The sequence below is a fragment of the Bradyrhizobium sp. ORS 375 genome, assembly GCF_000239775.1.
GTDB lineage: Bacteria > Pseudomonadota > Alphaproteobacteria > Rhizobiales > Xanthobacteraceae > Bradyrhizobium.
Genome location: NZ_CAFI01000067.1, coordinates 38,564 through 62,332, shown reverse-complemented (window position 1 = coordinate 62,332; position 23,769 = coordinate 38,564). Strand labels below are relative to the sequence as shown.

The 23,769-nt window shown below is 63.3% G+C and carries 25 protein-coding genes; 16 read left to right on the top strand and 9 right to left on the bottom strand.

The window, feature by feature from the left end; translation table 11 throughout:
• The coding region (locus BRAO375_RS37225; RefSeq protein WP_175345297.1) for a cytochrome c oxidase subunit 3 at positions 1–108 on the top strand (108 nt) is incomplete at its 5' end.
• A complete protein-coding gene (locus BRAO375_RS06225) occupies positions 105–407 on the top strand; it encodes a cytochrome C oxidase subunit IV family protein (protein WP_009026610.1) in 303 nt (100 codons plus the stop codon). The genes BRAO375_RS37225 and BRAO375_RS06225, both read left to right, overlap by 4 nt.
• A gap of 100 nt (positions 408–507) precedes the next feature.
• On the opposite strand, the gene BRAO375_RS06220 is transcribed toward BRAO375_RS06225, so the two are convergent.
• Entirely contained in the window at positions 508–888 is a 381-nt protein-coding gene (locus tag BRAO375_RS06220) for a hypothetical protein (protein ID WP_009026609.1), read from the bottom strand.
• A 346-nt stretch (positions 889–1,234) separates the two neighbouring features.
• On the opposite strand from BRAO375_RS06220, the gene BRAO375_RS06215 reads away from it, so the two are divergent.
• From BRAO375_RS06215 to BRAO375_RS06175, 9 genes are all read left to right on the top strand, one after another.
• Positions 1,235–2,542 carry a DUF2254 domain-containing protein gene (locus BRAO375_RS06215; protein WP_009026607.1) on the top strand — a complete coding sequence of 436 codons (1,308 nt, stop codon included), beginning with the start codon at positions 1,235–1,237 and terminating at the stop codon, positions 2,540–2,542.
• A 122-nt stretch (positions 2,543–2,664) separates the two neighbouring features.
• Positions 2,665–3,399 carry a DUF4396 domain-containing protein gene (locus BRAO375_RS06210; RefSeq protein WP_009026606.1) on the top strand — a complete coding sequence of 245 codons (735 nt, stop codon included), beginning with the start codon at positions 2,665–2,667 and terminating at the stop codon, positions 3,397–3,399.
• A gap of 217 nt (positions 3,400–3,616) precedes the next feature.
• Positions 3,617–3,979 carry a hypothetical protein gene (locus tag BRAO375_RS35845; RefSeq protein ID WP_035639211.1) on the top strand — a complete coding sequence of 121 codons (363 nt, stop codon included), beginning with the start codon at positions 3,617–3,619 and terminating at the stop codon, positions 3,977–3,979.
• The gene (locus tag BRAO375_RS06200) at positions 3,976–6,114 is read left to right on the top strand and encodes a pyrroloquinoline quinone-dependent dehydrogenase (RefSeq protein ID WP_009026604.1); all 2,139 of its coding nucleotides are present in this window, start codon (positions 3,976–3,978) and stop codon (positions 6,112–6,114) included. Before BRAO375_RS35845 ends, BRAO375_RS06200 begins: the two co-directional genes overlap by 4 nt.
• 272 nt (positions 6,115–6,386) lie before the next feature.
• On the top strand, positions 6,387–7,532 hold the full coding sequence (locus tag BRAO375_RS06195; protein ID WP_009026603.1) for an OpgC domain-containing protein: 1,146 nt from the start codon (positions 6,387–6,389) through the stop codon (positions 7,530–7,532).
• Positions 7,529–8,290: an SGNH/GDSL hydrolase family protein gene (locus tag BRAO375_RS06190; protein ID WP_009026602.1), complete on the top strand. Its 762-nt coding sequence runs from the start codon at positions 7,529–7,531 to the stop codon at positions 8,288–8,290. Before BRAO375_RS06195 ends, BRAO375_RS06190 begins: the two co-directional genes overlap by 4 nt.
• An 85-nt stretch (positions 8,291–8,375) precedes the next feature.
• Positions 8,376–9,626, top strand: a complete 1,251-nt coding sequence (locus BRAO375_RS06185; RefSeq protein ID WP_009026601.1) for a glycosyltransferase — start codon at positions 8,376–8,378, stop codon at positions 9,624–9,626.
• Between the two features lie 176 nt (positions 9,627–9,802).
• Positions 9,803–10,966 (top strand): Na+/H+ antiporter NhaA, encoded by a 1,164-nt coding sequence (gene nhaA, locus BRAO375_RS06180; protein WP_035639174.1) that lies wholly within the window; start codon positions 9,803–9,805, stop codon positions 10,964–10,966.
• A 137-nt stretch (positions 10,967–11,103) separates the two neighbouring features.
• Entirely contained in the window at positions 11,104–11,349 is a 246-nt protein-coding gene (locus BRAO375_RS06175; RefSeq protein WP_009026599.1) for a DUF2798 domain-containing protein, read from the top strand.
• Positions 11,350–11,501: 152 nt separating this feature from the next.
• On the opposite strand, the gene BRAO375_RS35635 is transcribed toward BRAO375_RS06175, so the two are convergent.
• From BRAO375_RS35635 to BRAO375_RS06155, 6 genes are all read right to left on the bottom strand, one after another.
• On the bottom strand, positions 11,502–12,020 hold the full coding sequence (locus tag BRAO375_RS35635) for an AI-2E family transporter (RefSeq protein WP_244423121.1): 519 nt from the start codon (positions 12,018–12,020) through the stop codon (positions 11,502–11,504).
• A 50-nt stretch (positions 12,021–12,070) separates the two neighbouring features.
• Complete coding sequence (locus tag BRAO375_RS35630) at positions 12,071–12,697, bottom strand: AI-2E family transporter (RefSeq protein WP_139031315.1); 627 nt, start codon at positions 12,695–12,697, stop codon at positions 12,071–12,073.
• Between the two features lie 180 nt (positions 12,698–12,877).
• On the bottom strand, positions 12,878–13,429 hold the full coding sequence (locus BRAO375_RS06165; protein WP_035639207.1) for a YetF domain-containing protein: 552 nt from the start codon (positions 13,427–13,429) through the stop codon (positions 12,878–12,880).
• 54 nt (positions 13,430–13,483) lie between these two features.
• Positions 13,484–13,948: a PRC-barrel domain-containing protein gene (locus BRAO375_RS06160; protein ID WP_052536056.1), complete on the bottom strand. Its 465-nt coding sequence runs from the start codon at positions 13,946–13,948 to the stop codon at positions 13,484–13,486.
• A 252-nt stretch (positions 13,949–14,200) separates the two neighbouring features.
• Positions 14,201–14,353, bottom strand: a complete 153-nt coding sequence (locus BRAO375_RS39000) for a zinc ribbon-containing protein (protein ID WP_083842436.1) — start codon at positions 14,351–14,353, stop codon at positions 14,201–14,203.
• A 280-nt stretch (positions 14,354–14,633) separates the two neighbouring features.
• Positions 14,634–15,410, bottom strand: coding sequence for a hypothetical protein (locus BRAO375_RS06155; RefSeq protein WP_009026593.1), 777 nt, complete (start codon positions 15,408–15,410; stop codon positions 14,634–14,636).
• 304 nt (positions 15,411–15,714) lie between these two features.
• Here BRAO375_RS06155 and BRAO375_RS06150 point away from each other — a divergent pair, with 304 nt between their 5' ends.
• Positions 15,715–17,487, top strand: coding sequence for a glycoside hydrolase family 15 protein (locus BRAO375_RS06150; RefSeq protein WP_009026592.1), 1,773 nt, complete (start codon positions 15,715–15,717; stop codon positions 17,485–17,487).
• A 77-nt stretch (positions 17,488–17,564) separates the two neighbouring features.
• On the opposite strand, the gene BRAO375_RS06145 is transcribed toward BRAO375_RS06150, so the two are convergent.
• Both BRAO375_RS06145 and BRAO375_RS06140 read right to left on the bottom strand, forming a co-directional pair.
• The gene (locus BRAO375_RS06145; protein WP_052536055.1) at positions 17,565–18,002 is read right to left on the bottom strand and encodes a hypothetical protein; all 438 of its coding nucleotides are present in this window, start codon (positions 18,000–18,002) and stop codon (positions 17,565–17,567) included.
• A gap of 6 nt (positions 18,003–18,008) precedes the next feature.
• Entirely contained in the window at positions 18,009–18,230 is a 222-nt protein-coding gene (locus tag BRAO375_RS06140; protein ID WP_009026590.1) for a hypothetical protein, read from the bottom strand.
• Between the two features lie 440 nt (positions 18,231–18,670).
• Here BRAO375_RS06140 and BRAO375_RS36070 point away from each other — a divergent pair, with 440 nt between their 5' ends.
• The 4 genes from BRAO375_RS36070 to BRAO375_RS06120 all read left to right on the top strand — a co-directional run bounded on the left by BRAO375_RS36070 (position 18,671) and on the right by BRAO375_RS06120 (position 23,747).
• The gene (locus BRAO375_RS36070) at positions 18,671–18,844 is read left to right on the top strand and encodes a DUF1328 domain-containing protein (RefSeq protein WP_009026588.1); all 174 of its coding nucleotides are present in this window, start codon (positions 18,671–18,673) and stop codon (positions 18,842–18,844) included.
• 93 nt (positions 18,845–18,937) lie between these two features.
• Positions 18,938–19,207 carry an SH3 domain-containing protein gene (locus tag BRAO375_RS36065; protein ID WP_009026587.1) on the top strand — a complete coding sequence of 90 codons (270 nt, stop codon included), beginning with the start codon at positions 18,938–18,940 and terminating at the stop codon, positions 19,205–19,207.
• 195 nt (positions 19,208–19,402) lie between these two features.
• Positions 19,403–20,578: an efflux RND transporter periplasmic adaptor subunit gene (locus BRAO375_RS06125; protein ID WP_052536053.1), complete on the top strand. Its 1,176-nt coding sequence runs from the start codon at positions 19,403–19,405 to the stop codon at positions 20,576–20,578.
• 25 nt (positions 20,579–20,603) lie between these two features.
• Complete coding sequence (locus tag BRAO375_RS06120; protein ID WP_009026585.1) at positions 20,604–23,747, top strand: efflux RND transporter permease subunit; 3,144 nt, start codon at positions 20,604–20,606, stop codon at positions 23,745–23,747.
• Positions 23,748–23,769 lie beyond the last annotated feature (22 nt).

Here is a 23,769-nt window from a genome sequence, read left to right as displayed (position 1 = left end):
CTCAGCTGCAATCCGGAGCTCGAGGTCACCGCCCTCTATTGGCATCTCGTCGACATCGTCTGGATCTTCCTCTATCCCCTGATCTACCTTCCTGGACGGGCGTCATGAACCCGCAGCAAGGACGGCTTCCGACGGCCGGCACATGGTGGCGCCGCAATGGTCTGATTTGGCTCGCTCTGATGCTGCTCTTGTTCAGCAGCACGGCGATCGCCTACGTTCCCATGGGCCGGCTGACGACGGCAGCCGGCATCGTGATTGCCGTGATCAAAAGCGGGCTGGTCATGCTGTTTTTCATGGAGCTCACGAAATCCAAGCCGCTGATCCGGCTCGCCGCGGTGGCCGGCTTGGTGTTCGTCGCCGTATTGTTCACGCTGACGTTTGCAGATGTCCTCACCAGGCCTAGTTGATGGGATCGCGAGTATATGACCATTGGACTGCCGGCACGCGGCAGCGCGGGCCACGCTGAGCTGTGACCCGCGCCCGCTCGGCCTCGAACGAGTGATCCGATCACTTGCTGCTCTGGCCGCTGCCGTTCTGCGTGTTGCTGGAGCTGCCGCTCGAATGCGCCGCACCGCTGGCGCTGCCGGTGGTCTGGCTCTGCGGGCTGATCTCGCTGAACATCGTCAGCGAGTGCGGCCCGATCACCATCATCACCGGATCGTTGTTGCTGTCCTTGGCGCTCACGATGAAGGACCCCGGCACGACATTGATGTCGGTGAAGCCCTGCTTCTGCAGTTTCTGCTTGATCTCCTGCGGGATCGGCTGCGACGCCGAACTGCTCGCCTGACTGTTCTGGGTTGCGGGATGAGAGCTGCTGCCCTGCGCGAACGCCGGAGCCTGAGACGCAGCGAGAACCAACAACGACGATGCGATGAGCCGTACAAACATTCCATGTCCTCCTGGATTGTATCGTGATGCGGACCTTGAACCGATGCGGGCGGCGAAGGTTCGACGCATTCAAAGGCGCTCCGTACGCCCTCGTACGCTCATTGCTGGCGTCCCTTCCGATCGACGCCAACTCACGTCTGTCCCGCTCTGACCGACCTGGCTGGCGTCGCACGGCAGCGTTGTCCCGATCGCGCGCACCGACTGTCCGGCAGGGCCCATCGCGGAACCATCCTGGAGAGGAACCATTGACAGGCGGCGGACCCATGTCCGCCGCCCATCGCCTCCGCCCGGCCTTGCTGACGCGTCATCGTCAGTGAGGGCCTCTGATCACGCGCAACGAGGATCCATGACCGCACGTTTCCGCAAGATGCTCGATGATCTCGCAGAGACGTTTTGGCTGGTGCCGGCCCTGATCGTCCTTCTCGGTATCGGCATCGCGTTCATGGCGATCGAGATCGACCGCGGCACCATCGTTGCTGACTGGCTGCGCGACGAGTGGCTCTACACTGGCGGCGCGACCGGCGCCCGCACCCTTCTTGGCGCCATCGCGTCCTCCACGATCGGCGTTGCCGGCACGGTGTTCTCGATCATGATCGCGGCGCTGTCGCTCGCGGCCGGCCAGATGGGGCCGCGGCTGCTGCGCAACTTCACGCGCGATCGCGGCAACCAGATCACGCTCGGCGTCTTCCTCGCCACCTTCTGCTACGCGCTCATCGTGCTGCGGAGCGTGCGCACTCCGGCGGAAGGCGCGTTCGTGCCGCACCTCGCGACCACGATCGGCATCGTGCTCGCCTTTCTCTCCGTCGCCACCCTCGTCTATTTCGTCGGTCACATGTCCGGACGGATCAATGTCGACACCGTCATCGGCCTGGTCAGCGACGACGTGCAGGCCATGATCCACTCGCTCACCCGCGAGGACAGCCAACCTGCACCTCCGCCCGCGCGTTTCTGGCAGCATGCCGTTCCGATCGTCGACGCGCGTCAGGGCTATCTGGTCCAGTTGGACGAGAGCGGACTGGCGACCTGGGCGTGCGAGCACGACACCGCCATCCATCTCCTCGTGCGGCCGGGCGATTACGTTTTTCCCGGCGCGCCGATCGCGATGGCGACCAGGACGCGCGATGGACTCGAGGAAGCGATCCGCGATGCGACAGCGCTCGGCCCGCAGCAGGTCACCTCGGCCGATCTCCGCTTCGCGGTTCGGCAACTCGTCGAGGTCGCGGTGCGTGCGCTGTCGCCGGGGATCAACGATCCGCATACGGCGATCACCGTCCTCAACCGGCTCGGCGCCGCCCTGTGCGAGATGCAGCCGCTGCGGTTGCAGACGGGCGTCTGGATCAAGGACGGAAAACCGGCGCTGGTCGTGCCGCATCTCCGCTACGATGAACTGGTCGCCGCCATGTTCGACATGATCCGGCAGAACGCGGCGGATGCGCCACCGGTGCTCATCCGCATGATCGAGGTGATGATTCAGGTTGTGAGCTGCGAGCGCGACCCGCATCGGATCGGCTGCGTCCGAAAGCACGCCGATCTCGTCCTCGCGGACGCCGAGCGATGCATCCGCAATCCCAGTGATCTCGACGCCGTCCGCGGCCATCATCGCGTCTTCACCGCCGTGTTCGAAGACGGAGCACTCGGGCGCTTCCGGACCTGAGACCGTCCCGTCCACCCGCGACGGATTGGAACGCGGGAGCACGCTGGTCGTTTGGCTGCGACGAACAGGAGCGGACTGCGCTCCCATGTTCCTCAAGGTCGATGACATCCCAGGATGCTCCCGTGGTCCCTGATTGGCTTCATATCCTCTCGCTGGTCTCGTTGGCCCTGGGCGTGCTTTGCGCCCTTATCATTGCGATCGACGTGATCCGGCATCCGCAGCAGATGTGGATCATGGACGTGGTATGGCCGACGACCGCGCTGTTCGGAAGCATCTGGGTCATCTGGCAGTACTTCTCCTACGGGCGGCTTGCCACCCAGGAGAAGATGCGAGTTGCCAAGAGCCATGACGCGCAGCCGCCGAACAAGCGGCAAACTCCGTTCGCCATCATGGTCGCCAACGGCTCGCTTCACTGCGGCAGCGGATGCACGCTCGGCGACATAGTCGCGGAATGGCTGGCGTTCGGTTTTCCTGCCATCGCCGTCGCGTTCGGCTGGACGAGCATCTTTTCGGAGAAGATGTTCGCGGTGTGGATTCTCGACTTCCTGCTCGCCTACGGATTCGGCATTCTGTTTCAGTACTTCACGATCGCGCCGATGCGCGGCCTTTCGCTCGGCCAGGGGCTCATTGCAGCCGTCAAGGCCGACACCATCTCGATCACGTCGTGGCAGGTCGGCATGTACGGCTTCATGGCGTTCGCCAACTTCTATATTTTCCGGCATGTGCTCGGCACACGATTGGAGGTCGACAGCCCCGAGTTCTGGTTCATGATGCAGATCGCCATGCTGTTCGGCTTCGTGACGTCGTATCCGGCCAATTGGTGGCTGTTGTCTCGCGGCCTGAAAGAGAAGATGTAGCGACCTTCCCGACAGACTGGTCCTGCCGCTCGGCTTTCTCGCAGCTCTTCAGCCAGGCGGTCCCCACAGAATGTGTACGTTTGCGGACAAGGTCTGCGCCGACGCACGCCGGACGAGCGGCGGCCGAGGGAACCAGCGCGTCGAAAGAACATTCCTTCCCTGCTCGTTCAAATCGCTGCTGCCGTACAGGCAGGCCAGGAAGCTTGGAAGCATCGACTTGACCTCATCTCACAGCCACCCGCTCGGTCCGATCATGGTCCTCGTCGCAGCCGGCGCAGCCGTTCTGCTCGGATTGTACTACTACTTCACTCCTCTGACGGGCGTCACCGGAGCGCCCGGCGTGCTGCTCGTCATCGGCTCAAGCCTGGCCCTCGTCCTCGACGCCTTCATCCTGTGGTTCGGCGGACGCGGCTGGCTGTTTGGCGTGTTCTGGGTGCTCGGACTGCTCGGCGCGTTCGGCACGATCGTCGCCGCCTGGTTTCTGCACGCATGGTGGCTGGCGGCGGCGATCGTCTTCGTCTTCGCCGGATTGATCGTCACACTTGCCGGCCCCTCCCAGCCCAGGAGAGCCGCTGCATGACAACACGCGCACTCCTCCGGTCCGCCCCGGCTGCGACGCTTGGCCTGGCACTGATGGTCGCACTGCCAGCGGTCTTCGCCCAGAACGACACGAACACGCCGGGCGCGACCTCGGGGGGCATCCCCGGCCAGGAACAGCATGGGCCGTCGGGCCCCGGCGCCGAGCCGCCGCGCGGCAATGTGGTCGCCCCGTCGTCTGCCCCGGCCAGCAGTCCGTCGTCGACCACCGACGCCGCCGCGCAGCAGCCTTCCGGCACTCTGCCCCCGCCGAAACAGGTCCCGCTCGTCCCGGCGCAGGCCACCTGGAATACATTCCACGGCCAGCTCAACGCGCAGAAATATTCTCCCCTGACCCAGATCACGGCCGACAACGTCAAGTCGCTGGTGAAGGTGTGGGAGTATCACACCGGCGACATGTCGGACGGGTCGGGCGACCGGCCGACCAGCGTCTGGTCCGCCACGCCCATTTTCGCCAACGACACGCTCTACATCGGCACGCCGTTCTATCGCGTCATTGCGCTCGACCCTGGCACCGGCAAGGTCAAATGGACCTTCGATTCCAAGTCGACGCTGAAGGCGTTGACGCAGCCGGCGCTGAAGAACCGCGGCGTCGCCTATTGGCAGTCGCCGAACCCCGTCGCCGGCCAGCCTTGCCAGAAGATCGTCTATCTCGGCACCATGGACGCGCAGCTGTTCGCGATGGACGCCGACACCGGCAAGCTCTGCCAAGGTTTCGCGAACAAGGGCGTCCTCAACGTCGATCAGTGGAACGACGTCAACAACAAATATCCGCTGTCGCTGCTGCAGCCGCCGACGGTGGCCGGCAATCACGTGATCATGGGCTGGGCCGGCAAGGACTGGGCTTATGCCGAAGCCCCTCCCGGCACCGTGTTCTCCGTCGATCCGCAGACCGGCCAACGGCAATGGTCGTTCGCGGCGCTGCCGCCTGAGATCGCGCCGCGCACCGGCACCGCCAATGTCTGGACCGGCATGTCGGTCGACGAGGGCCTCGGACTGGTCTACCTCCCGGTCTCCAGCCCCTCCCCCAACTACTGGGGCGGCAACCGCACCGAAAAGATCCCGCTGGCTACCTCGACGACGGCGCTCAACCTCGAGACCGGTGAGGTCGTCTGGTCGCGGCAATGGGTGCATCACGACATCTGGGACTACGACATCAACTCCGCGCCGACCCTGATGGACATTACCGTCAACGGGCAGCAGATCCCGGCCTTGATGCAGGCCACCAAGATGGGCTTTCTGTTCGTCGTCGACCGCCGCACCGGCAAGGACGTCTGGCCGATCGAGGAGCGAAAGGTGCCCGGCGGCGACGGATCGATCCAGGGCGAAGTCTACGCGCCGACACAGCCCTTCCCGACCAAGCCGGCGCCGCTGCTCGACCAGTCGAAGAAGCCTCCGATCTGGTGGGTCGCCGACGCCCTTGGGCTCGGCCAATGCTCGCGGCTGTGGAAGAGCCTCGACTACGCCGGCATGTACTCGCCGCCAACGCACAACAACAATGGCGTGCTCGCCTATCCCGACTCGGCCGGCGGCGTACAATGGGGCGGCGTGGCGTTCGATCCGCGCGGCAAGACCGCGATCGTCAACTTCTCGCACGTGGTGCAATCGATCAAGCTCTACCCAAGGAAGGAATATGAGCAGCTTGCCGGCGGCTCCGGCAATGAGCAGGGCTTCTATCCGCAGGAGGGCGCGCCCTACGGCATGTCGCTCGACAATGCGTTGAACTGGCTCGGCATGCCCTGCTGGGCCCCGCCGTTCGGCGAGATCGCCGCCATCGACATGTCCACCGGCGACATCAAATGGCGCCGCCCGATCGGCGCCTCGCAGAAATGGGGCTTCTACATGCCGGAATCGATGGGCTCGGTGACGATCGGCGGCCCCGCGGTCACGGCCGGCGGCGTGATCTTCATCGGCGCCTCGATGGATGCCAAGGTCCGGGCCTACGCGCTCGCCGACGGCAAGGAGTTGTGGTCCGACATCGTCCAGGCCCCCGCGGTCGCCAATCCCGCCGTCTACGAGTACAAGGGCCGCGAATACGTCGCCTTCATCGCGGGCGGCAACACGATCCTCAAGGACCAGGTCGGCGATCAGGTCGCCGTCTATGCGCTGCCGAAATAGCTTCGTGCTTCGACTGGACAATTGACGGTGTGTCGCTTGCTCATCCGAGCGTCTCCTTCCGAGCCTTGAGACAGTTCGACACAATGCGACATTTGGCGGCCAGTCATTGTGTCGCGAGACACTGGACAGGACATGGCAAACCTTCGCTTCGAAACAGATGCGTCGGATCGCCGCGGTCATTGCAGGAGAGACGATGAATCCCCATCCGTAGGACTAGCTACACCCGCCGGCAAATCGAACACAGGTGGGCGATCTTCGCGGGGGGACAGGTCGTGGAGACCAAACGTGATTTGCGCCTCGACTTCTTCCGAGGGCTAGCGTTGTGGCTGATTTTCCTCGACCATATTCCGTCGAATTTCGTCAATTCATTTACCATTCGGAATTTCGGCTTCAGCGACGCCACCGAGATATTTGTTTTCATCTCGGGCTATACTGCTGCCTATGTATACGGCGCAGCGATGAGCCAGCAGGGCTTCCTCGTGGCTGGCGCGCGGATCCTGCGTCGCACCTGGCAGATCTATGTCGCTCATGTCTTTCTGTTCTGCGTCTATCTGGCGCAGATTGCCTATGTTGCCCGAAGCTTCAGGAATACGCTGTATTCCGAGGAGATGGGCGTGTTCGAGTTCCTGCGCGACCCAGACGTGACGTTGATTGAGGCGCTTCTGCTGCGATTCAAGCCCGCCAACATGGATGTGCTGCCGCTGTACATTGCGCTGCTGGCGGGCTTCGCCCCGCTGCTCTGGCTGCTGCTGCGCCGTCCCACCCTCGCACTCCTCGGCAGCATCGCGATCTACGGCGTGACGCGGATGCTTGATCTCAACATTCCGGCCTATCCAAGCGGGCACTGGGTTTTCAATCCTTTTGCCTGGCAGCTGCTCTTCAGCTTCGGTGCCTGGTGTGCGCTCGGCGGCGCCGACCAGCTTCGCGGATTGCTCCTGTCACGTGCCGTCCTGGCCGCTTCGGTGGCCTACCTGTCGGTCTCCCTGGCGATCGTCGTCACATGGCATGTTCCGGCCTGGACCGTGTTCGTCCCGAGATGGTTGGCCGAATGGATGTATCCGATCGACAAGACCAGCCTCGACCCGCTACGCATCCTGCACTTCCTTGCCCTAACGGTTTTGGTCGTGCGCCTTCTGCCGCGCGAATGGCCCTACTTGCGTTCATCCTGTCTCCGTCCCCTCGTACTGTGTGGCCAGCACTCGCTCGAGATCTTCTGTTTCGGCGTTTTCCTGTCGTTTGCCGCCCACTTCATGATCATCGAAACGCACGGCGGCATCGTCCTGCAGCTGTTCGTCAGCTTTGCCGGCATGCTGCTGATGACCATGGCGGCGGCCGTCATGAACTGGTTCAAGCACATTGACGGGCGAGGCCGAGCAGTGCAATCGACCCGCGCCGGACCGGCAAGGAGTTCGTCATGAGGCTTCTGCTCGCGGCGAGCCTCGTCATCATTGCGGCGCTTCCGCTGCCAGCGCCAGCCGCCGGCGGGCAAGCCGCCTGCCTCGTTGCGGACCATCTGGTTCAGGCGACGTTCCCGATGCCGAATGCGAGATCAGCGGCAATGGCGCGTCGCCTCGACATTGCCGTGGTTGGAAGCGGCTCATCCATGCTCGCGGGCAAGGCCGGACCAGATCGCGCGTATCCAAAGCAGCTCGAGTCTGCTCTTGCGGCCCAACTGCCGGGAGTCGCAGTCGACGTGATCGTGTATGCGCGATCGCAGGAGAGCGCGTCTGAGCAGGAACGCAGCATCGTCCAACTGCTTGCAGCACGGAAGCCCAGTCTGGTGATCTGGCAGACGGGTACCGTCGACGCCATCCGGGTTGTCGACGCCGAGGAGTTCGGCGGCGCGCTCGAACGCGGTGTCGCAGCCCTTAAGGCCAAAAACGTCGACGTGGTTCTCATGAACATGCAGTTCAGCCCCAGAACCGAGGCCATGATTGCGATCGGTCCGTATGCCGATCAGATCCGGTACCTCGCGCTCCAAAATTCTGCAAACCTGTTCGATCGTCTAGCCGTGATGAAGGACTGGAATGAACGGGGCACGTTCGACCTTTCTGCGGAGGCCCACAACACCGACGTGGCCGAGGGGGTCCACGCTTGCATCGGCAAACTGCTGGCCCGCCTGATCGTCCAAGGTATGATCATGGCGTCCCATTCCAATTCGCCGGCGACCGAATAGCGCGGTACTCTCCAAGCCAGGGAGGCACCACAAGACGCCTCGATCGATGGCTGCCGGACATACGTCTTGGTGATAAGGACCACGCATGACGCGGATCGCGATCCACACACTTGGGACCCGCGGCGACGTGCAGCCATTCGTAGCGCTCGGACGTGGCTTGCAGAACGCCGGGATCGACGTTTCGTTCGCGACGGCACCGCAGTTCAAACCGTTCGTAAGCGCTCATGGCTTGCCGTTTCACGCTCTGCCCGGAGATCTGGTCGATCTCGTTCACACTCCGCTCGCTCATGCCGCGATGTCCGGCCATCACAAGCTGCTCGCCAGCTTTCGGCTGATGGCGGGATTGGGTCCGCTGTTTCGATCGCTGCTCGACGCGCAATGGGAGGCGGCGCAGGACGCGGACGCCATCGTCTATCATCCAAAAGCCATAGGCGGCGTGCACATCGCCGAGAAGCTCGGCATCCCCGCTTTCGTCGCGCTGCCGTTGCCAGCCCTGTCTTCAACGGGGGCCTTCCCCAGTCCTCTCTTGCCGTTCTCTGATCTGGGGCCACTGAACCGCGCGAGCCACGCTCTGGTGATCCGTTACGGCGACCTCCCCTTTCGCAGGACGGTCGCCAGATGGCGTGAGCAGGTTCTCGGCTTGCCACCAAAATCGGATTGGCTGGCCTTGCGCGGCCGCCCCATCGCCAGGCTCTATCCCTACAGCCCTGCCGTGGTGCCAGTCGCCAACGATTGGGATAAGACGGCTCACGTTACGGGATACTGGTTTCTCGATGACGCCGGAGGATGGACGCCGCCGCCCGAACTCGCTGCCTTCCTCCAAGCTGGACCGCCGCCGGTGTATGTCGGTTTCGGCAGCTTGCCCTCTCCGGACGCTGAGCGGATCACCGCGGTCATCATCGACGCACTGACTCGTGCCGGCCAACGCGGCATTCTGGCGACGGGATGGGGCGGATTGGCAATGCGACGCACGCCCGAGCACATCCACATGTTGAATGAGGCGCCACATGCCTGGCTGTTCTCCCGCATGGCCGCGGTCGTTCACCATGGCGGCGCAGGCACCACTGCGGCCGGTCTCCGCGCCGGGCGTCCCAGCGTCATCTGTCCGATTTTCGGCGATCAGCCATTCTGGGGCCGTGCGGTCCATCGGCTGGGCGCCGGACCTGCTCCAATTCCCCATCGGGAGCTGACGCCGGAACGTCTCGCCACCGCCATCTGCCGCGCCGTCAATGACCCAATCATGCGACGCCGCGCCTCGGCGACCGCGAGGATCATCCAGCAGGAGGACGGCGTCGCCGAGGCGGTCGGGCTGATCAAGGCCCAGGGGGCCCGTTGAAGCTGGAGCACACCGTCCGAACAAAATGCTCGTGCTCCAAGCGAAAGCATTCTCCACACGGACACCGCGCGATGCACTCTCCACAGCATCGCCGGCATCGAGCCGCAACAATTGGCCGCAATCTCCTCGGGGCGGCATGATTGATTGCCCGCCCGGCGAGTGCCATACACGACACGATGTCACGTTCATTGCCCTCTGCGTTCCAGCGCCTCGTCGCGAGCCAGGCCGGCGCTGGCATCATCCTGATGATTTTCGCCACCGCCGCGCTGGTCGTCGCCAATACTCCGGCTTCAGAATTCTACTTCGCTTCACTCCAATGCTACGTCGCCGGACTTTCGATCCTGCACTGGATCAACGACGCGCTGATGGCGGTGTTCTTCCTGCTCGTCGGGCTCGAGATCAAGCGCGAGTTCCTGGATGGGCAGCTCTCGACCTGGCCGCGGCGGGTGTTGCCGGCATTCGCAGCAACCGGCGGAATGGCCGTTCCCGCGCTCGTCTACATCGGCTTCAACCTGAATACCGCGGAGACCTTTCGCGGATGGGCGATCCCAACCGCGACGGACATCGCCTTTGCACTCGGCGCGCTTGCCCTGCTCGGCTCGCGCATACCGAGCTCTCTCAAGGTGTTCCTGACCGCATTAGCCATCCTCGACGACCTCGGCGCCGTCACCGTCATCGCGGTGTTCTATACGGATCACCTCGCGCTCGAATGGCTTGCCGCGTCCGCAGCCGTTCTGACCGTGCTTGTGGTCTTGAATCAAACCGGCGTTGCGCGGCTCTCGGCCTACCTCGTGCTCGGCGTGGCGCTCTGGGTCTTCACTCTCAAATCCGGCGTCCACGCGACGTTGGCCGGTGTCGCGCTGGCCTGGACCATTCCGGCCTCCCCGAGCAAGCACTCCCCCCTCCTCACATTGGAGCACGCGATCCAGCCCTGGGTCGCCTTCTTGATCCTGCCTGTCTTCGCTTTCGCCAATGCCGGCGTGTCCCTAGCCGGTATGAGCTGGGATGTCCTGAAGCAGCCCGTCACCATCGGCATCATCGCAGGCCTGTTCGTCGGCAAGCAGAGCGGCGTATTTGCCGCAACTTGGCTGGCCATCCGGCTGCGTCTGGCTCAGCTGCCCGACGGCGCTGCCTGGCATCAGGTCTACGGCATTGCTGTGCTCTGCGGCATCGGCTTCACGATGAGCCTCTTCATCGGCCTGCTGGCATTTCCGGCTTCCGAAACGCTTCAGAACGAGGTCAAGGTCGGCGTCCTCCTTGGCTCACTGCTGTCGGGCCTGTTCGGCATGGCGCTGCTGAGCTGGCCTGGAAAGCGCAAAGGCGTCGCACCGACGCTGTGAGGTCTAGACTCTCGCATCGGCAGGCTGCCTCCTGGGATCGTCCGCGTTGCACGCCTCCTCTGCGACGCGAGGACGCTGTCCAGCCCGGGGCCGTTCGTGGCCCGACTCTTGCTTTTTCGTCTGTGAGGAGGACCGCAATGCTCGGCATTCCCCGTCGCTACAGCCACTTCGTCTTTGCGGCCATTCAGTCCGGACTCACCTGCTTCGTCGCCGCCGGCATTGCCAGCCTTCCATCCTTTGCGATGGGCGACTTCGTCTCCAACTGGCTGTCGTCATGGCTGATCGCCTGGGCCACGATGTTGCCAATCGTCGTCATGGCCGCGCCCGTCATCCGGTCGCTGGCAGTCTTTCTGACCCGAGACGAGCAACCAGACCCGAAATAGTGGCAGCCTGAGAATCGCACACCCCCTCTCGAAATGGCTGGGCATTGGCTACGCCGCCTCGCAGTACGGCAATGTTATCCCTTGTAACTGAGCATGCAACTCGCAGCGCCGCGTGCCGACGTGAACTGTCGTTCATTCGCGCGACGCCACCCTCAAGGTTGCGGCGATTCAGCGGCAACGAACTCCCGCTCGACATCGAGAGGCCCCGGCTCGTGCGCGTTATCGAGGTAGCCCGACACGAAGAAGCGGCTGAGAACGCGAAGCAGAACGGCCCCGAGCGGTGTCGCCAGCGCAAGCCCCAGGGTCCCGAACAACACTCCGAACAGCAACTGCATCGAGATCGTGAACGCAGGGGGTAGTGATACAGTCTCCTCTTGAACGCGAGGTGTGACAACGTAGCTTTCGATCATCTGAACCATGGTATAAAGCCCGGCGATCCAGAGCGCGCTCGCAAGCCCATCCGACAGCCCGAGCGGGACCGCCGGAATGGCAGCGACAAGCGGTCCGATGTTGGGAATGAACGTCAGCAGCGCAGCCAGAACCGCTAGCACCAGCGCCAATGGAACGCCGAGAGCCCATAGCCCCAGGCCGGTGAGGACGCCGACGACGGCCATAGACACCAGTTGCGCCATCAGCCAGTTGCGCAAGGCCTGCCCCGCTTCGCTCAGCATGTCAGCCGCCAAGGGACGCAGGCTCGGCGCCAACAACGCGGCAGCTCCCCTTACATATCTGCCCGATCGATCGCACCATAGAGCCCGACGAAGACGATGACCACGAGATTGCCGAGCACGCCAAAGGTTGTCGAGAATGCCGAGGTCGCCTCACGGCCCGACGGAACGAAATCGCCGGCGTCGAATGTCTCGAAGGCACGCCGCATCCAATCATGCGCATCGATATAGCCCCGCACCGACTTCAAGGCGCGTGGAAGGCTATTGAGCAGGTTCTGGACCTGGTCGGCAAAGCGGGTACCGGCAAAGGCAAGAAAGACGGCGATCCCCACAATGAAAAGCGTGCAGAAGATGAGAAGTCCGAAGCCGCGCGCCAGACCAAGACGGGCAGCAATCCAGTCGCCGCCCCCGCTGATGAAGACCGCAAACAGAATGCCGGCAAAGACGATCAGAAGCACGTCGGCCGCAAGCCAGAGCAGCACGGTGAAGCCCACACACAGCGCTAGGATCGAGACATTGCGACGGGACATCTGAGCTCGCTGTTGATGTACGAAAGATTGCGAATGCTGCAGCTGGCCGAGGACAGCAGCACCCATGACGACGGCGAGCCTGGGTCGGCTCGATCTCAGTTCGTCGTCTGGCTCCGTGTATACGTAGCGCCGGGTGCGACGAGCGGTCATCGTCGGACTCGTCAAATCCAGTGCCGTACCGAAGCCAGCTCTCCCAAAGGCGAGTCGAAGATGCGAGAATTACACCGTCGCGCAGCGACATCGACGTCGACTGGCCGCCGCCGGCCCACCGTCAAACTTCCATCGAGCAAGGTCCGAAGCCGCAGGCCGCATGGTTTCCACCCCCGGGCCCTACATCGTCAGGCAGCTCCTCCTGCGGCCAGTTCTGTCAACGGCTGCAATTCCTGCAAGGCTGCCCGCGCTCCTGCCGGATTCGGGTGATTGCGGCAGCACGCTCATCGAACCATCGGTTTCCAGAACAACGGCGGCGATGCTGTCGACCTCGGCAAGGCCGTCGTTACGGATCGCGGCAAGAACGTCGTCCCTGGTCACCCTTTGCCGCAGCAGCGCGTCCTCCAGAAATTTGCCACGATGGAGCAACAGCGTCGGTTCTGCCTTGATGACGTGTTGGATTGTCGTCGACCGAACCGACAGCCACGTGATGACGTATTGCAGGCCGATGAGCAGAAAAAGGGCAAGAAGACCTTCGAAAAGAGCGACCGATTTGGTCAGAACGATCGAGGACAACGTCGAACCCAATGCGACGGTGATCACCAGATCGAAGGCGTTCAGTTTCGTGAGCGTCCGCTTGCCTGAGATACGCAGGAACGCTATGAGCGCCACATAGGCAAGCGTACCGACCAGAAGCACGCGCAACAGGCCGCTCCATCCGTCAAAGAACATGCTGGACATACGCCTGACCTGTTCTGAATTAAGTCGCCAACGAACGCCCTCACCTCATTTATGCGTTTTGCTGTAGCTGAATTTCGGAGTGTCCTTGGCCGTGTTCACGAAGGCCTTCCAGTCACCGTCCTTCCGGGTCAAAACGACCGTCGACGGGTCCAGCACCACGTAGCTCTCGCCGAATCCCAAGAAGCCGCCGACATTGACGACGACACCCGAAACGGCCCTGCCATTTTCGATGATCAGATCCTCAATGCTGCCGAGCGACTCGTTCTGATTGTTGTAGACGCCAGCGCCAATCAGCTTGGATGACAGGACGTCCGCCGGTTTCACGGCCACGAACCTCACTGCCAGATTGGCGCTGTCGGCCATTCGTAGGCCCTGCCCCGCCGTATCCGGAGCAGCCGAGTTGTCGGCCGGTGCTGGGGATGGCGACGCTGTCTGCGCTAACGCCGCAGGCGAGATCAGCGCAAGAGCGATCGCCGTCATAAGACCAGACTTCATGTCGAATTCCTTCATTGGCTTAGCCGCCGGCTAGCGTGCCGCGGCGAACGGTTGCTCTGATATCTGGACACAAATGGCAATTTGGCGATGCCGATCCGCTGGTTCTCCCGCATCGATCCGCGAAGGATTAATCCGTGGCTGTCCGGCGGGTTCTGCTCCGTGGTACAGCTGCGTACAAACCAAACTCAATTCGACCCAGGTGCAGCAGCCGCACTACAGGGCGTCACGCATGGCGATCGCCGCGGCGCATTGGTTTGCACCGATCGATCAGGGCTCATTGCGCCGTGTGTCGAAGGTCGCGTGACCGCAGTGGGAACACTTCGGAATTTTATGTCCCTTGGTCACATGGGTGGTTTGGTGACAACGTTCGCAGCGAAAATCGCCCGTCTCTTCTGCCGTCTCGCCAGCATGAGCAGCCATGTCACACCTCCTTGCAGCGCCTGTCCAGATTCGACGACCAACGACAAGGCGTCGAGAGGGTTTCTATTCGACGGCGGGATCGACGCATGCCGACGAACGACAATGCGACATACAAGTTCGCCCGCATGGCCGGATTGCTCCCGCCCCCCCGTAATCGAGTGTTCTTTCCCTTGACAATGCAGCATAAAGGCGGGTCACGCCACGATACCAGGGACTAAGCAGCCAAACGCGGTGAACCTCGGCGCCGGGTCCTCGCGACCAGGCGCACGATCAGGCCCGCTTATTGAGGAGTTGCTGGCGAATGCTGCCAACCAGCATCGGCTGCTTCAGCGGAATTGGACGCTTCACCGCCGTTCGATGCACCATCGTCCTGCTCCGACATAGCGTTTGTTGATTTTGACCCATGATCCCTCGACTGGCCGACCGTGCTCGAATTGCTTGAGACACCGTTGTGGCTCGCCTGACTGTCAGCCTGGTTGTGAGTGGAGCTCTGCGGCTTCCAACCTGAGTTGCCGTTGTCTGCCGCCGTCAGCTTAGTAACCGGGCGGGGCCCGACCAGCAGCAGCACGTCGCGTCCGTTCGGATCCTCGGCACTCACCACCATAGATCCTGGCGCGACCCTGACATTGCTATAACCTTCCTGCTGCAGCTGCAGCTGCACATCTCGCGGCACGTTCTCCCATTGCGCAAGCTGACTTTGGCCAGTCGCGTTCGCACCGATCATCCGGTTCTGGCCGCCTTGCCCCTGCTGCCCTTCATTTTGATTTGAAGCGTTCCGCATGCGGCCCTGGCCGGCGCCATATGGCTGGTTCGGCCATCGGTCGCCGTCGTTCTGATTGGATCCGAGCTGCTGGCGGACGCGGTTGCCAGCGTCGTAGCTAGGGCCACTGCCAATCATGCCCTGAGCCGACTCCTGGTCGTACTGACCTTGATAATTCCGCCCGTAGGGCCGATTGCCATAGGTCGGGGTCTGCCCTTCTGAACTCTGTGCCATGGCGGCAGCCGAGGCACCGGTGAGCAAGGCGGCTGCAATGATTGCGATCGTTCGTGTCTGCATGTGTGTCTCGTTCGGCTGAAGTCCACATCTGGCTAAGGTTTGATTGCTGCAGTGACGGAGCGCGCATTCTTCGCCGCTTCTGGCGATCGACACTGCAAGAGAATCGACACTGCAAGAGATACGGCGCAGAAAGCTTCAGCGTCACATGGCGACCTGCCAATCAAAGCCGCCACCGGTCCGTTCCTGCTCAATGTCTGGCAACGTACCGCCTTCGGCGCTCCGCGGATCCATTCAGCTGACCGATAGCGGAAGGAACGGTTCTACCCGGCAAGGGTTGGATCGCAGCCAAATGGCCGAGGGTTGGATGTCCGGCTTCATCGACGAATACGGTCTGATCGGCGACGAGGAGTCGGGGGCGCTGGTGCGGAAGGATGGCTCGATCGACTGGCTCTGCTGGCCTCGCTTCGACTCCGATGCCTGCTTCGCCGCGCTGCTCGGCACCGCCGCGAACGGCTGCTGGAAGATCTCCGCAACCGGCACGGCCAGGATCGACCGCGCCTACATCGACGATACGCTCGTTCTGCAAACCCGCTTCGAGACATCGACCGGCGTCGCGTCGGTCATCGACTTTATGCCGCCTCGCTCTCGCTCTGCCCGACTCATCCGGATCGTTCATGGACTGCGCGGCCGTGTGGACATGCGTTGCGAGATGACGCTGCGTTTCGACTATGGTTCTGCTCCGCCCTGGCTCGAGGCGAAGGACAGACGCGCGACGGCACGCATCGGCCCCGATCTCGTCGTGCTCGATGCGCCACTGGATCTGGACATCAACGCTGCGCTTGTCAGCTGCAATTTCGCTGTCGGCGCCGGGGACGACCGCGCCTTCGTCCTCTCTTATTCCCTGGACGGCACGAGCGAACCGGCCGACGCCCGCCACGAGCTCGCTGACACCCTCGCTCATTGGGAAGCGTGGAGTTCGCGCTTCCGGACGCTCACCGCCTGGCCTGCGCAGATCAAGCGATCGCTCATCACGCTCAAGGCTCTCACCTACAAGCCTTCGGGAGGGATGGTCGCCGCAGCGACGACGTCACTGCCGGAGCGTCCCGGTGGGCAGTTCAACTGGGATTATCGCTTCTGCTGGATCCGCGATGCCGCCTTCACATTGCTGGCGTTCATCGATGCGGGCTATCACGAGGAAGCCAGGGCCTGGCGCGACTGGCTGCTGCGCGCAGTCGCGGGCGAGCCCAGGAGCATGCGGATTTTGTATCGGATCGATGGCTCCAGAAGGCTGGAGGAATGGATCCCCGACTGGCTGCCCGGCCACCGCTGGACGCCTCCGGTCCGGGTCGGCAATGCGGCAGCTTCGCAACGGCAGCTCGACATCTATGGCGAGCTCGTCGACACCTTGTTCACGGCTGCGAAAGCGGGAATCGACCAGACCGCGCAGGAGGAATTCGTGCTGGACGCGGTCGTTCGCCACGTGGAGCAGATCTGGCGCTTGCCCGATCACGGCCTGTGGGAAGTCCGTGGCGAGCCCAGACACTTTGTCTACTCCAAGGTTTCGGCCTGGGTGGCCATCGACCGCTATGTGCGCCTTGGCTCCAGCAAGGGCCACCACCACGAGCAGCTACGCCGAATGGCGGATCTCCGCAACGAGATGCACCAGGAGATCTGTCGCGAGGGTTACGATCCTGGGCTTGGTCGCTTCACCGAGTATTATGGCGGCGAGACGATCGACGCCAGTCTGCTGCTGTTGCCCCTGCTCGGCTTCCTTCCAGTGACCGACCCGCGGATCACCCGCACCATCACGGCGGTCGAACAGCAACTCGTGATTGATGGACTTGTGCAACGTCGGAAACCACACCACGAGCACAACGAGGGCGCGTTCCTTGCCTGCAGCTGCTGGCTGGCCGACTGTCAGCTGATGCAGGGGCGCAGAGATGAAGCGCGCCGGACCTTCGAGCGGGTGCTCTCGGTCAGCAATGATCTGGGATTGCTGTCGGAGGAATACGATGTCGGCGCACGCCGTTTGTCCGGCAACTTTCCACAGGCGCTGTCCCATCTCTCGCTGATCCGGACGGCTTTGCGGTTCGAAGGAGCCGCGAGCGAGCGCGGCGGAGACATGCCAGCCGGTTAGAGGCCAAGCAGGCTCGCATTCACGCCACGATGTTGCTTCGCTGTTGTCCGATGGATGCGACGGCGGCGCTCAGCGCGTCAGCCGCGCTCCCAGCCGTTGTAGAGCGGCGGCCTTGACTGCGACGGGAAGCAGTTGGCCACGGCCAGCGTGCCCAGTTCGTCCGTCTCCAGCGCGATCTTCTGCGCCAGCAGGACATCTCCCGGGGCAAGACTCTGGGCCGGAGCGAAGCAGAGGCCGAGGCGCGGGTCGCCCTCGGCGTTCAGCTCTCTGATATTCCCGATCGTCCCGTAATAAATCCGATAGCGCCGGCTGCTGTGGCAACCAGTCACGTCGAAGTAGCCATTGGCGTCGAACATCTGGCGCTGTTCGTGAGTCAACCACTGCCGCAGCAGCTTTCTCGCTCGTCCTTCCGGTGTATTTTCGCGCCGCACCGCCCGATAGAGCTGGCGCAACGCGATGAATCCGGGATTACGACGAACTGCGGCAAGACGCTCGCGAGCAGCCGCGTGGGGCATGCCCGCCTACCCTCCAACAAGGCGCGGGAAGAACACCGTCTCCTCCGCTTCGCGATCGAACATGCGCAAGATTCTGAGTTCGCCTGAAGCGTCGCGCGTTGCGGCGGTGTATCCGTCGCCGGTCAATTGTCTGAAGCGCTGCTCGGCCTCAGCACACGCGGCCGCGTCGTGCAAGCTGAAGCGATGCCTGGTGTCTCCGCTGCGATCCATTACAATCTGCATTGCCATTCGCCTTGCTCCTGCTCACCTCACGAGCGCTTTCTGACGGCGCGCTCCCGCTCTCGTGAATTCCCGATCAATGTCGACACTCAGTTCGGTCAGGCCCGCCACGGCCGCCCACGGCGCCATAGATAAGGTTCGGTCGCATCGCTGTCGCACTTACAGTCCGGTAGCACAGAGATCCATTGCAGCGACGGGACCTCCGCTCGCAACCAGCGCATTCGATGATCGTTCCTGCGGACGCGAGCGTGGACCGGCCGGTTCGATGCCTTGTCCGGCGGCGTACCAAACTGAGCTTCGTTGCGAGACTCTTCCGAACTCCAGGTCCCGATCCGACGTTGGTGGCGTCGAATTCAACCTTAACGGAAGCGTCATGGATCGACTGAGCTTGCAGATGAGAGCTGGCCTTCGGGAGTATGAACTCAGAGTTGGGGCTTCAGGAGCGTGACATGCTGAAATGGGCTTTGATCTTCTTCATCATCTCGGTCGTCGCCGGCTTCCTTGGATTCAGCGGAATCGCGGCGGGAGCGTCGACGATCGCGAAATGGCTGTTTTTCGCCGCGATCGCGATCTTCCTTGTCTTCCTGGTCATGGCCTTTGTCGCAGGCGAGGTGCTGCTCTAGCGAAACGACGTCCGGGGAGGCGCGGCCTGCTGACGCAGCAAGCGACCTCCATTTGAAAAGGTGATGAGACACGCAGAAGCAAGGAGCCCGCATATGAAGTTCATACTCACCGCGACTGCAGCTGCCATCCTGTGTCTGTCGATGTCGTCAGCAGAGGCGAGCCCTGCCAGGGTACTCAACATGGCGGCGATGCGAGCCTCTCCCGGCACAAGCTATGCTGTCATCGCGGTGGTTCCGCGGGGCAAGATCGTCAACGCCCGATATTGCATCAGCAACGGCTGGTGCCGCGTCAAATGGCGTGGAAGGATCGGCTGGATCAACGGAAAGCTCCTCCGCACCCGGCTTCTCCAGCGTCGCAGCTGATGCCGGCCGCAATTGCACGCTCCAAGACCCAAAGGGCAGCCGTTCTGGCCAGCGACCTGATGCCCATCCCAGGACCGTTTCCTTCGCTGACGGGAGTTTGGAACTCTGTATCGTGCAGTTCATTCCCGCTGGATCGTGTCGATAGGCAGGCCCGTCGTGCCCACTTCCCAATCAGGTCCTGCAGCAGTCCTCGTGTTGAAGCGGATCGTCGTGCTGGCCGCGATCTTGTCAGGCCTCCACGGCCATGCCTCTTCCGCGCAAACGCCGGACGGAGCACCTGCGCCGGCCGTTGTCACGATGACGGTCCGCCGCCAGGAGCTCGATCGGAACAGCGAGTTCATCGGGCACGTGCAGGCGATCCAGTCGACCGACATCCGTGCCCAGGTCGCCGGCATCCTGCAACACGTCGCGTTCGAAGGCGGACAGGATGTCGCTGCCGGTGCGCTGCTCTACAAGATCGATCCCGCGCAGTATGAGGCGGCACTTGCCGCCGCCAAGGCACAGCTGCAGAGTGCACAAGCATCTCTGACGCAGGCTCAGCAAAATCTCGAGCGTCAGCAGCAGCTCTACGCGCACGAGACCGCCGCGGAGGCGACCCTTCAGCAGGCCCAGGCGCAGCACGACATTGCGGCAGCCAACGTGGCCGCGGCCCAGGCACAGGTCCAGACGGCCGAGATCAACGTTGGCTACACGACGATTGAGTCCCCAATTGCGGGCCGGGCCGGACCAACGCTGGTGACAGCCGGCAATCTCGTCGGCCCGACGACGGGCACGCTGACGACCGTGGTCCAGCTGGACCCGATCCGGGTCGTGTTCTCGATCAACGAACGGTCGCTGGTTGCCTATCGGCAGTCGCATCCCGGAGCGACGCAGGACGAGATCAATGCGCGCTTCGTACCAAAGCTGAGACTTCCGGACGGATCGCTGTACGGAACGCAAGGACGCGTCGCGTTCGCGGGGCACACGGTGGAAGCCACCACCGGGACACTCCCCGTCTATGCCGACTTTCCCAACCCGGATCGGCTGCTGCTGCCCGGTATGCTGGTGACTGCGATCATCAGTCCGGAATCACCGCCGAGCGGCTTTCTGGTCCCGGCGGCTGCGGTCCTGCAGGACAAGCAGGGACGATACGTTCTGCTGGTCGGCCACGACGGCAAGGTTGAGCGGCGCGACGTCACCCCCGGGCAGCAGATCGAACAGAGCGCATCGATCACCGCCGGCCTCGAGAACGGAGACCAGGTCATCGTCGAGGGGGGCCAGAAGGTGCACCCCGGACAACGGGTCACCACTGTGCCGGAGCGCGCGGCCTCGGGACAGGCCCCCTCTTCAGCCCTGCCGTCGGCGGCGCCGAACTCCGGTACGTCACAATGATGCGCCGATACGACCGGGTTGCGGCATGATCTCCGACCTCTTCATCCGGCGGCCGAATCTATCGATCGTGATCGCCGTGGTGACGGTGCTGGCCGGACTGATCGCCCTGTCGGCCATCCCGGTCGCTGAATATCCACCGATCACCCCGCCAGTGGTCCAGGTGCGGGCGACCTATCCGGGCGCCGATCCGCAAGTGGTCGCAGACAGTGTCGCCGCACCAATCGAAGTCCAGGTGAACGGCGCCCGGTCGATGATGTACATGGATTCGACCAGCACGAGCGGCGGCTACTCGCTGAACGTCACGTTTCAGATCGGCACGGATCCGAACCTCGCCCAGGTCGATGTCCAGAACCGGGTGACGCAGGCAACCGCGCATCTTCCGACCAGCGTCACCTCGCAGGGCATCACCGTGCGTCAATCGTCCACGAGCATGCTGCTCGCGGTCAACCTGCTGTCGCCGCAGGGCACGCATGACCCGATCTTCATCAACAACTATGCGACCATCAATGTCCGGGACGCCTTGGCGCGGCTACCTGGGGTCGGTGACGCGACCGTGCTCGGCGCACTCGACTACAGCATGCGGATCTGGATGAACCCGGTGCGAATGAACCAGCTCGGCATCACGGCACAGGACATCGTCGCAGCCGTACAGTCACAGAACGTGCAGGCTTCGGCCGGACAGATCGGAGCCGCGCCGACGGGAGCGGACCAGCAGCAGCAGCTCACGATCGTCGCTCACGGCCGCCTGCAGACCCCGGCCGAGTTCGGCAACATCGTGCTGCGGACCAACCCGAACGGCGCCGTCGTCCGCATCAGCGACGTCGCCAATGTCGAGCTCGGTGCACAATCCTATGATGCCGAATCCAAGCTCAACGGCCAGCCCTCGGCCACGATCATCGTGTATCAGGCACCGGATGCCAACGCATTGTCCGTGAGCCGTGAGGTTCATGCCGAGCTCGACCGGCTTGCAGCACGGTTTCCGAGCGACCTCCGCTATACGATCGTGTTCGACACCACCCGCTTCGTCACCGCGACTGCGGAAGAACTGGGGATGACCCTGGGCATCACCTTCGTCCTGGTGGTGCTCGTCACCTATATCTTTCTGCAGGAGTTCCGCGCCACGCTGATCCCGACCTTGACGGTCCCGGTTTCGCTCATCGGCACCTTTGCCATTCTCTACGTCGCCGGATACAGCGCCAACACAGTGACGATGTTCGCCCTCATTCTCGCGATCGGCCTGGTCGTCGACGATGCCATCGTGGTGGTCGAGAATGTCCAGCGGGTCATGGAGGAGCAGCCGGACATATCGGCACCGGACGCCGCGCGGCTGTCGATGCGGCAGGTCACCGGCCCGATCATCGCGACGACGCTGGTGCTCGCCGCCGTGTTCGTGCCTGTTGCCTTCCTCGGCGGCGTGACCGGCCAGCTCTACCGCCAGTTCGCGGTCACCATCACGGTTGCCGTGCTGCTGTCGGCCGTCAGCGCGCTGACGCTCACACCAGCCCTTGCTTCCCTCCTGCTCCGTCCGCCCTCGACGCGCCGCAAGATCGCGCCGCTGCGCTGGTTCGCGGCGGGGCTCGATCGCGGCCGCCGCGCTTACGTCGGTGCAGCCGGATGGTTCGGACGCCATCTGATCGTACTGCTGATCGCGTTTCTTCTCACCGGAGCCGCCCTGTTCGGCCTGTTCCGGCTGCTGCCGACCGGATTTCTGCCTAGCGAAGATCAGGGGTACTTCTTCGTCAACGTCCAACTGCCGGACGCTGCAGCCTTCCCGCGAACTCAGGCCGTCATGGAGGACGTGAGAGCCACGCTGCAGAACACGCCCGGAGTAGCTGACGTCATCAGCGTGGCTGGCTTCAGCCTGCTCGCCGGAGCCGGATCGAACGTGGGATTGCTGATCCCGGTCCTGAAGCCCTGGAGTGAGCGGACCGCGGACCAGACCGTGAGCGCGATGATAGGCCGGCTGCTGCCGCGCTTTGCCGCTGATCCCCGCGCCTCGGTCGTGGCCTTCAACCCGCCGCCGATCGCAGGCCTCGGCCGCACCGGCGGGTTCGACTTCCAGCTCCAGGCAATCAGCGGCCAATCCCCGCAGCAGCTCGCGGCCACGATGCGCGGTCTGCTGATTGCCGCCAATGGGGATCGTCGGCTTTCCTCCGTCTTCAGCACGTTCAGTGCGTCCGTGCCGCAGGTCCTCGCGCGGATCGACCGGACCCGCATCGCGCAGTTCGGGGTGACACCGGCCGCCATCTTCACCGCGATGCAGGCTCACCTCGGCTCGTTATTCGTCAACGACTTCAATCTGTATAGCCGAGTCTATCAGGTCCAGATCGAGGATCAGCAGCAGTTCCGGCGCCGCATCGGCGACATCAACAATCTGTATGTCCGAAGCTCGGCGAATGCGATGGTGCCGCTGCAGAGCCTCGTGCAGCTCTCGACCATCCTCGGTCCCGCCGCGATCACCCGCTACAATCAGTTTCCATCGGTGGCCATTAATGGCCAGCCGGGCGCGGGCGTGAGCTCCGGGACAGCGCTGACCGCCATGGCGGAGATCGCCGACCGGACTTTGCCGACCGGCTACACCTATGTGTGGTCCGGTATCTCACTGCAGGAGCAGGCATCTTCGGGCCAGGCCCCGTGGGTGTTGGCTCTGGCGCTGGTCTTCTCCTATCTGTTCCTCGTGGCTCAATACGAAAGCTGGATGACTCCGCTCGCAGTTCTCCTCTCCGTCACGGTGGCCGGCGTGGGCGCTCTTGCGGGTCTCTGGCTTGCCGGCCTGAGCAACGACATCTACGCGCAGATCGGTCTCGTCCTGCTGATCGGCCTGGCGGCCAAGAATGCGATCCTGATTGTCGAGTTTGCGCGGGAGCGTCGCGATGCCGGCTCGCCGGTGGTCGAGGCCGCGATGACCGGAGCATCCATGCGCTTCCGGGCCGTCCTGATGACGGCGACCGCCTTCATTCTCGGCGTTGTGCCGCTCGTCCTGGCCACCGGCGCGGGCGCCGCCAGCCGGCGCGACATCGGCGTGACCGTGTTTGCCGGCATGCTGGCGGCCACATTCATCGGGATCATCCTCATTCCCGGCCTGTTCGTTGCCTTTCAGCGTTTCAGCGAGTGGATCTCGGGCAGGCGAAACGCGGTTCGGGAGCGGCAAGACCGTGCGCCCGAATAGCCGATCGTTCTTGTTACGCACG

What these genes read in the sequence shown, in the direction of transcription:
- BRAO375_RS06225 (WP_009026610.1), top strand. Translation starts at nt 105, where the DNA reads ATGAACCCGCAGCAAGGACGGCTTCCGACGGCCGGCACATGGTGGCGC.
- BRAO375_RS06220 (WP_009026609.1), bottom strand. Translation starts at nt 888, where the DNA reads ATGTTTGTACGGCTCATCGCATCGTCGTTGTTGGTTCTCGCTGCGTCT.
- BRAO375_RS06215 (WP_009026607.1), top strand. Translation starts at nt 1,235, where the DNA reads ATGACCGCACGTTTCCGCAAGATGCTCGATGATCTCGCAGAGACGTTT.
- BRAO375_RS06200 (WP_009026604.1), top strand. Translation starts at nt 3,976, where the DNA reads ATGACAACACGCGCACTCCTCCGGTCCGCCCCGGCTGCGACGCTTGGC.
- BRAO375_RS06190 (WP_009026602.1), top strand. Translation starts at nt 7,529, where the DNA reads ATGAGGCTTCTGCTCGCGGCGAGCCTCGTCATCATTGCGGCGCTTCCG.
- BRAO375_RS06185 (WP_009026601.1), top strand. Translation starts at nt 8,376, where the DNA reads ATGACGCGGATCGCGATCCACACACTTGGGACCCGCGGCGACGTGCAG.
- nhaA (WP_035639174.1), top strand. Translation starts at nt 9,803, where the DNA reads ATGTCACGTTCATTGCCCTCTGCGTTCCAGCGCCTCGTCGCGAGCCAG.
- BRAO375_RS06175 (WP_009026599.1), top strand. Translation starts at nt 11,104, where the DNA reads ATGCTCGGCATTCCCCGTCGCTACAGCCACTTCGTCTTTGCGGCCATT.
- BRAO375_RS35635 (WP_244423121.1), bottom strand. Translation starts at nt 12,020, where the DNA reads ATGCTGAGCGAAGCGGGGCAGGCCTTGCGCAACTGGCTGATGGCGCAA.
- BRAO375_RS35630 (WP_139031315.1), bottom strand. Translation starts at nt 12,697, where the DNA reads ATGACCGCTCGTCGCACCCGGCGCTACGTATACACGGAGCCAGACGAC.
- BRAO375_RS06165 (WP_035639207.1), bottom strand. Translation starts at nt 13,429, where the DNA reads ATGTTCTTTGACGGATGGAGCGGCCTGTTGCGCGTGCTTCTGGTCGGT.
- BRAO375_RS06160 (WP_052536056.1), bottom strand. Translation starts at nt 13,948, where the DNA reads ATGAAGGAATTCGACATGAAGTCTGGTCTTATGACGGCGATCGCTCTT.
- BRAO375_RS39000 (WP_083842436.1), bottom strand. Translation starts at nt 14,353, where the DNA reads ATGGCTGCTCATGCTGGCGAGACGGCAGAAGAGACGGGCGATTTTCGC.
- BRAO375_RS06155 (WP_009026593.1), bottom strand. Translation starts at nt 15,410, where the DNA reads ATGCAGACACGAACGATCGCAATCATTGCAGCCGCCTTGCTCACCGGT.
- BRAO375_RS06150 (WP_009026592.1), top strand. Translation starts at nt 15,715, where the DNA reads ATGTCCGGCTTCATCGACGAATACGGTCTGATCGGCGACGAGGAGTCG.
- BRAO375_RS06145 (WP_052536055.1), bottom strand. Translation starts at nt 18,002, where the DNA reads ATGCCCCACGCGGCTGCTCGCGAGCGTCTTGCCGCAGTTCGTCGTAAT.
- BRAO375_RS06140 (WP_009026590.1), bottom strand. Translation starts at nt 18,230, where the DNA reads ATGGCAATGCAGATTGTAATGGATCGCAGCGGAGACACCAGGCATCGC.
- BRAO375_RS36070 (WP_009026588.1), top strand. Translation starts at nt 18,671, where the DNA reads ATGCTGAAATGGGCTTTGATCTTCTTCATCATCTCGGTCGTCGCCGGC.
- BRAO375_RS36065 (WP_009026587.1), top strand. Translation starts at nt 18,938, where the DNA reads ATGAAGTTCATACTCACCGCGACTGCAGCTGCCATCCTGTGTCTGTCG.
- BRAO375_RS06120 (WP_009026585.1), top strand. Translation starts at nt 20,604, where the DNA reads ATGATCTCCGACCTCTTCATCCGGCGGCCGAATCTATCGATCGTGATC.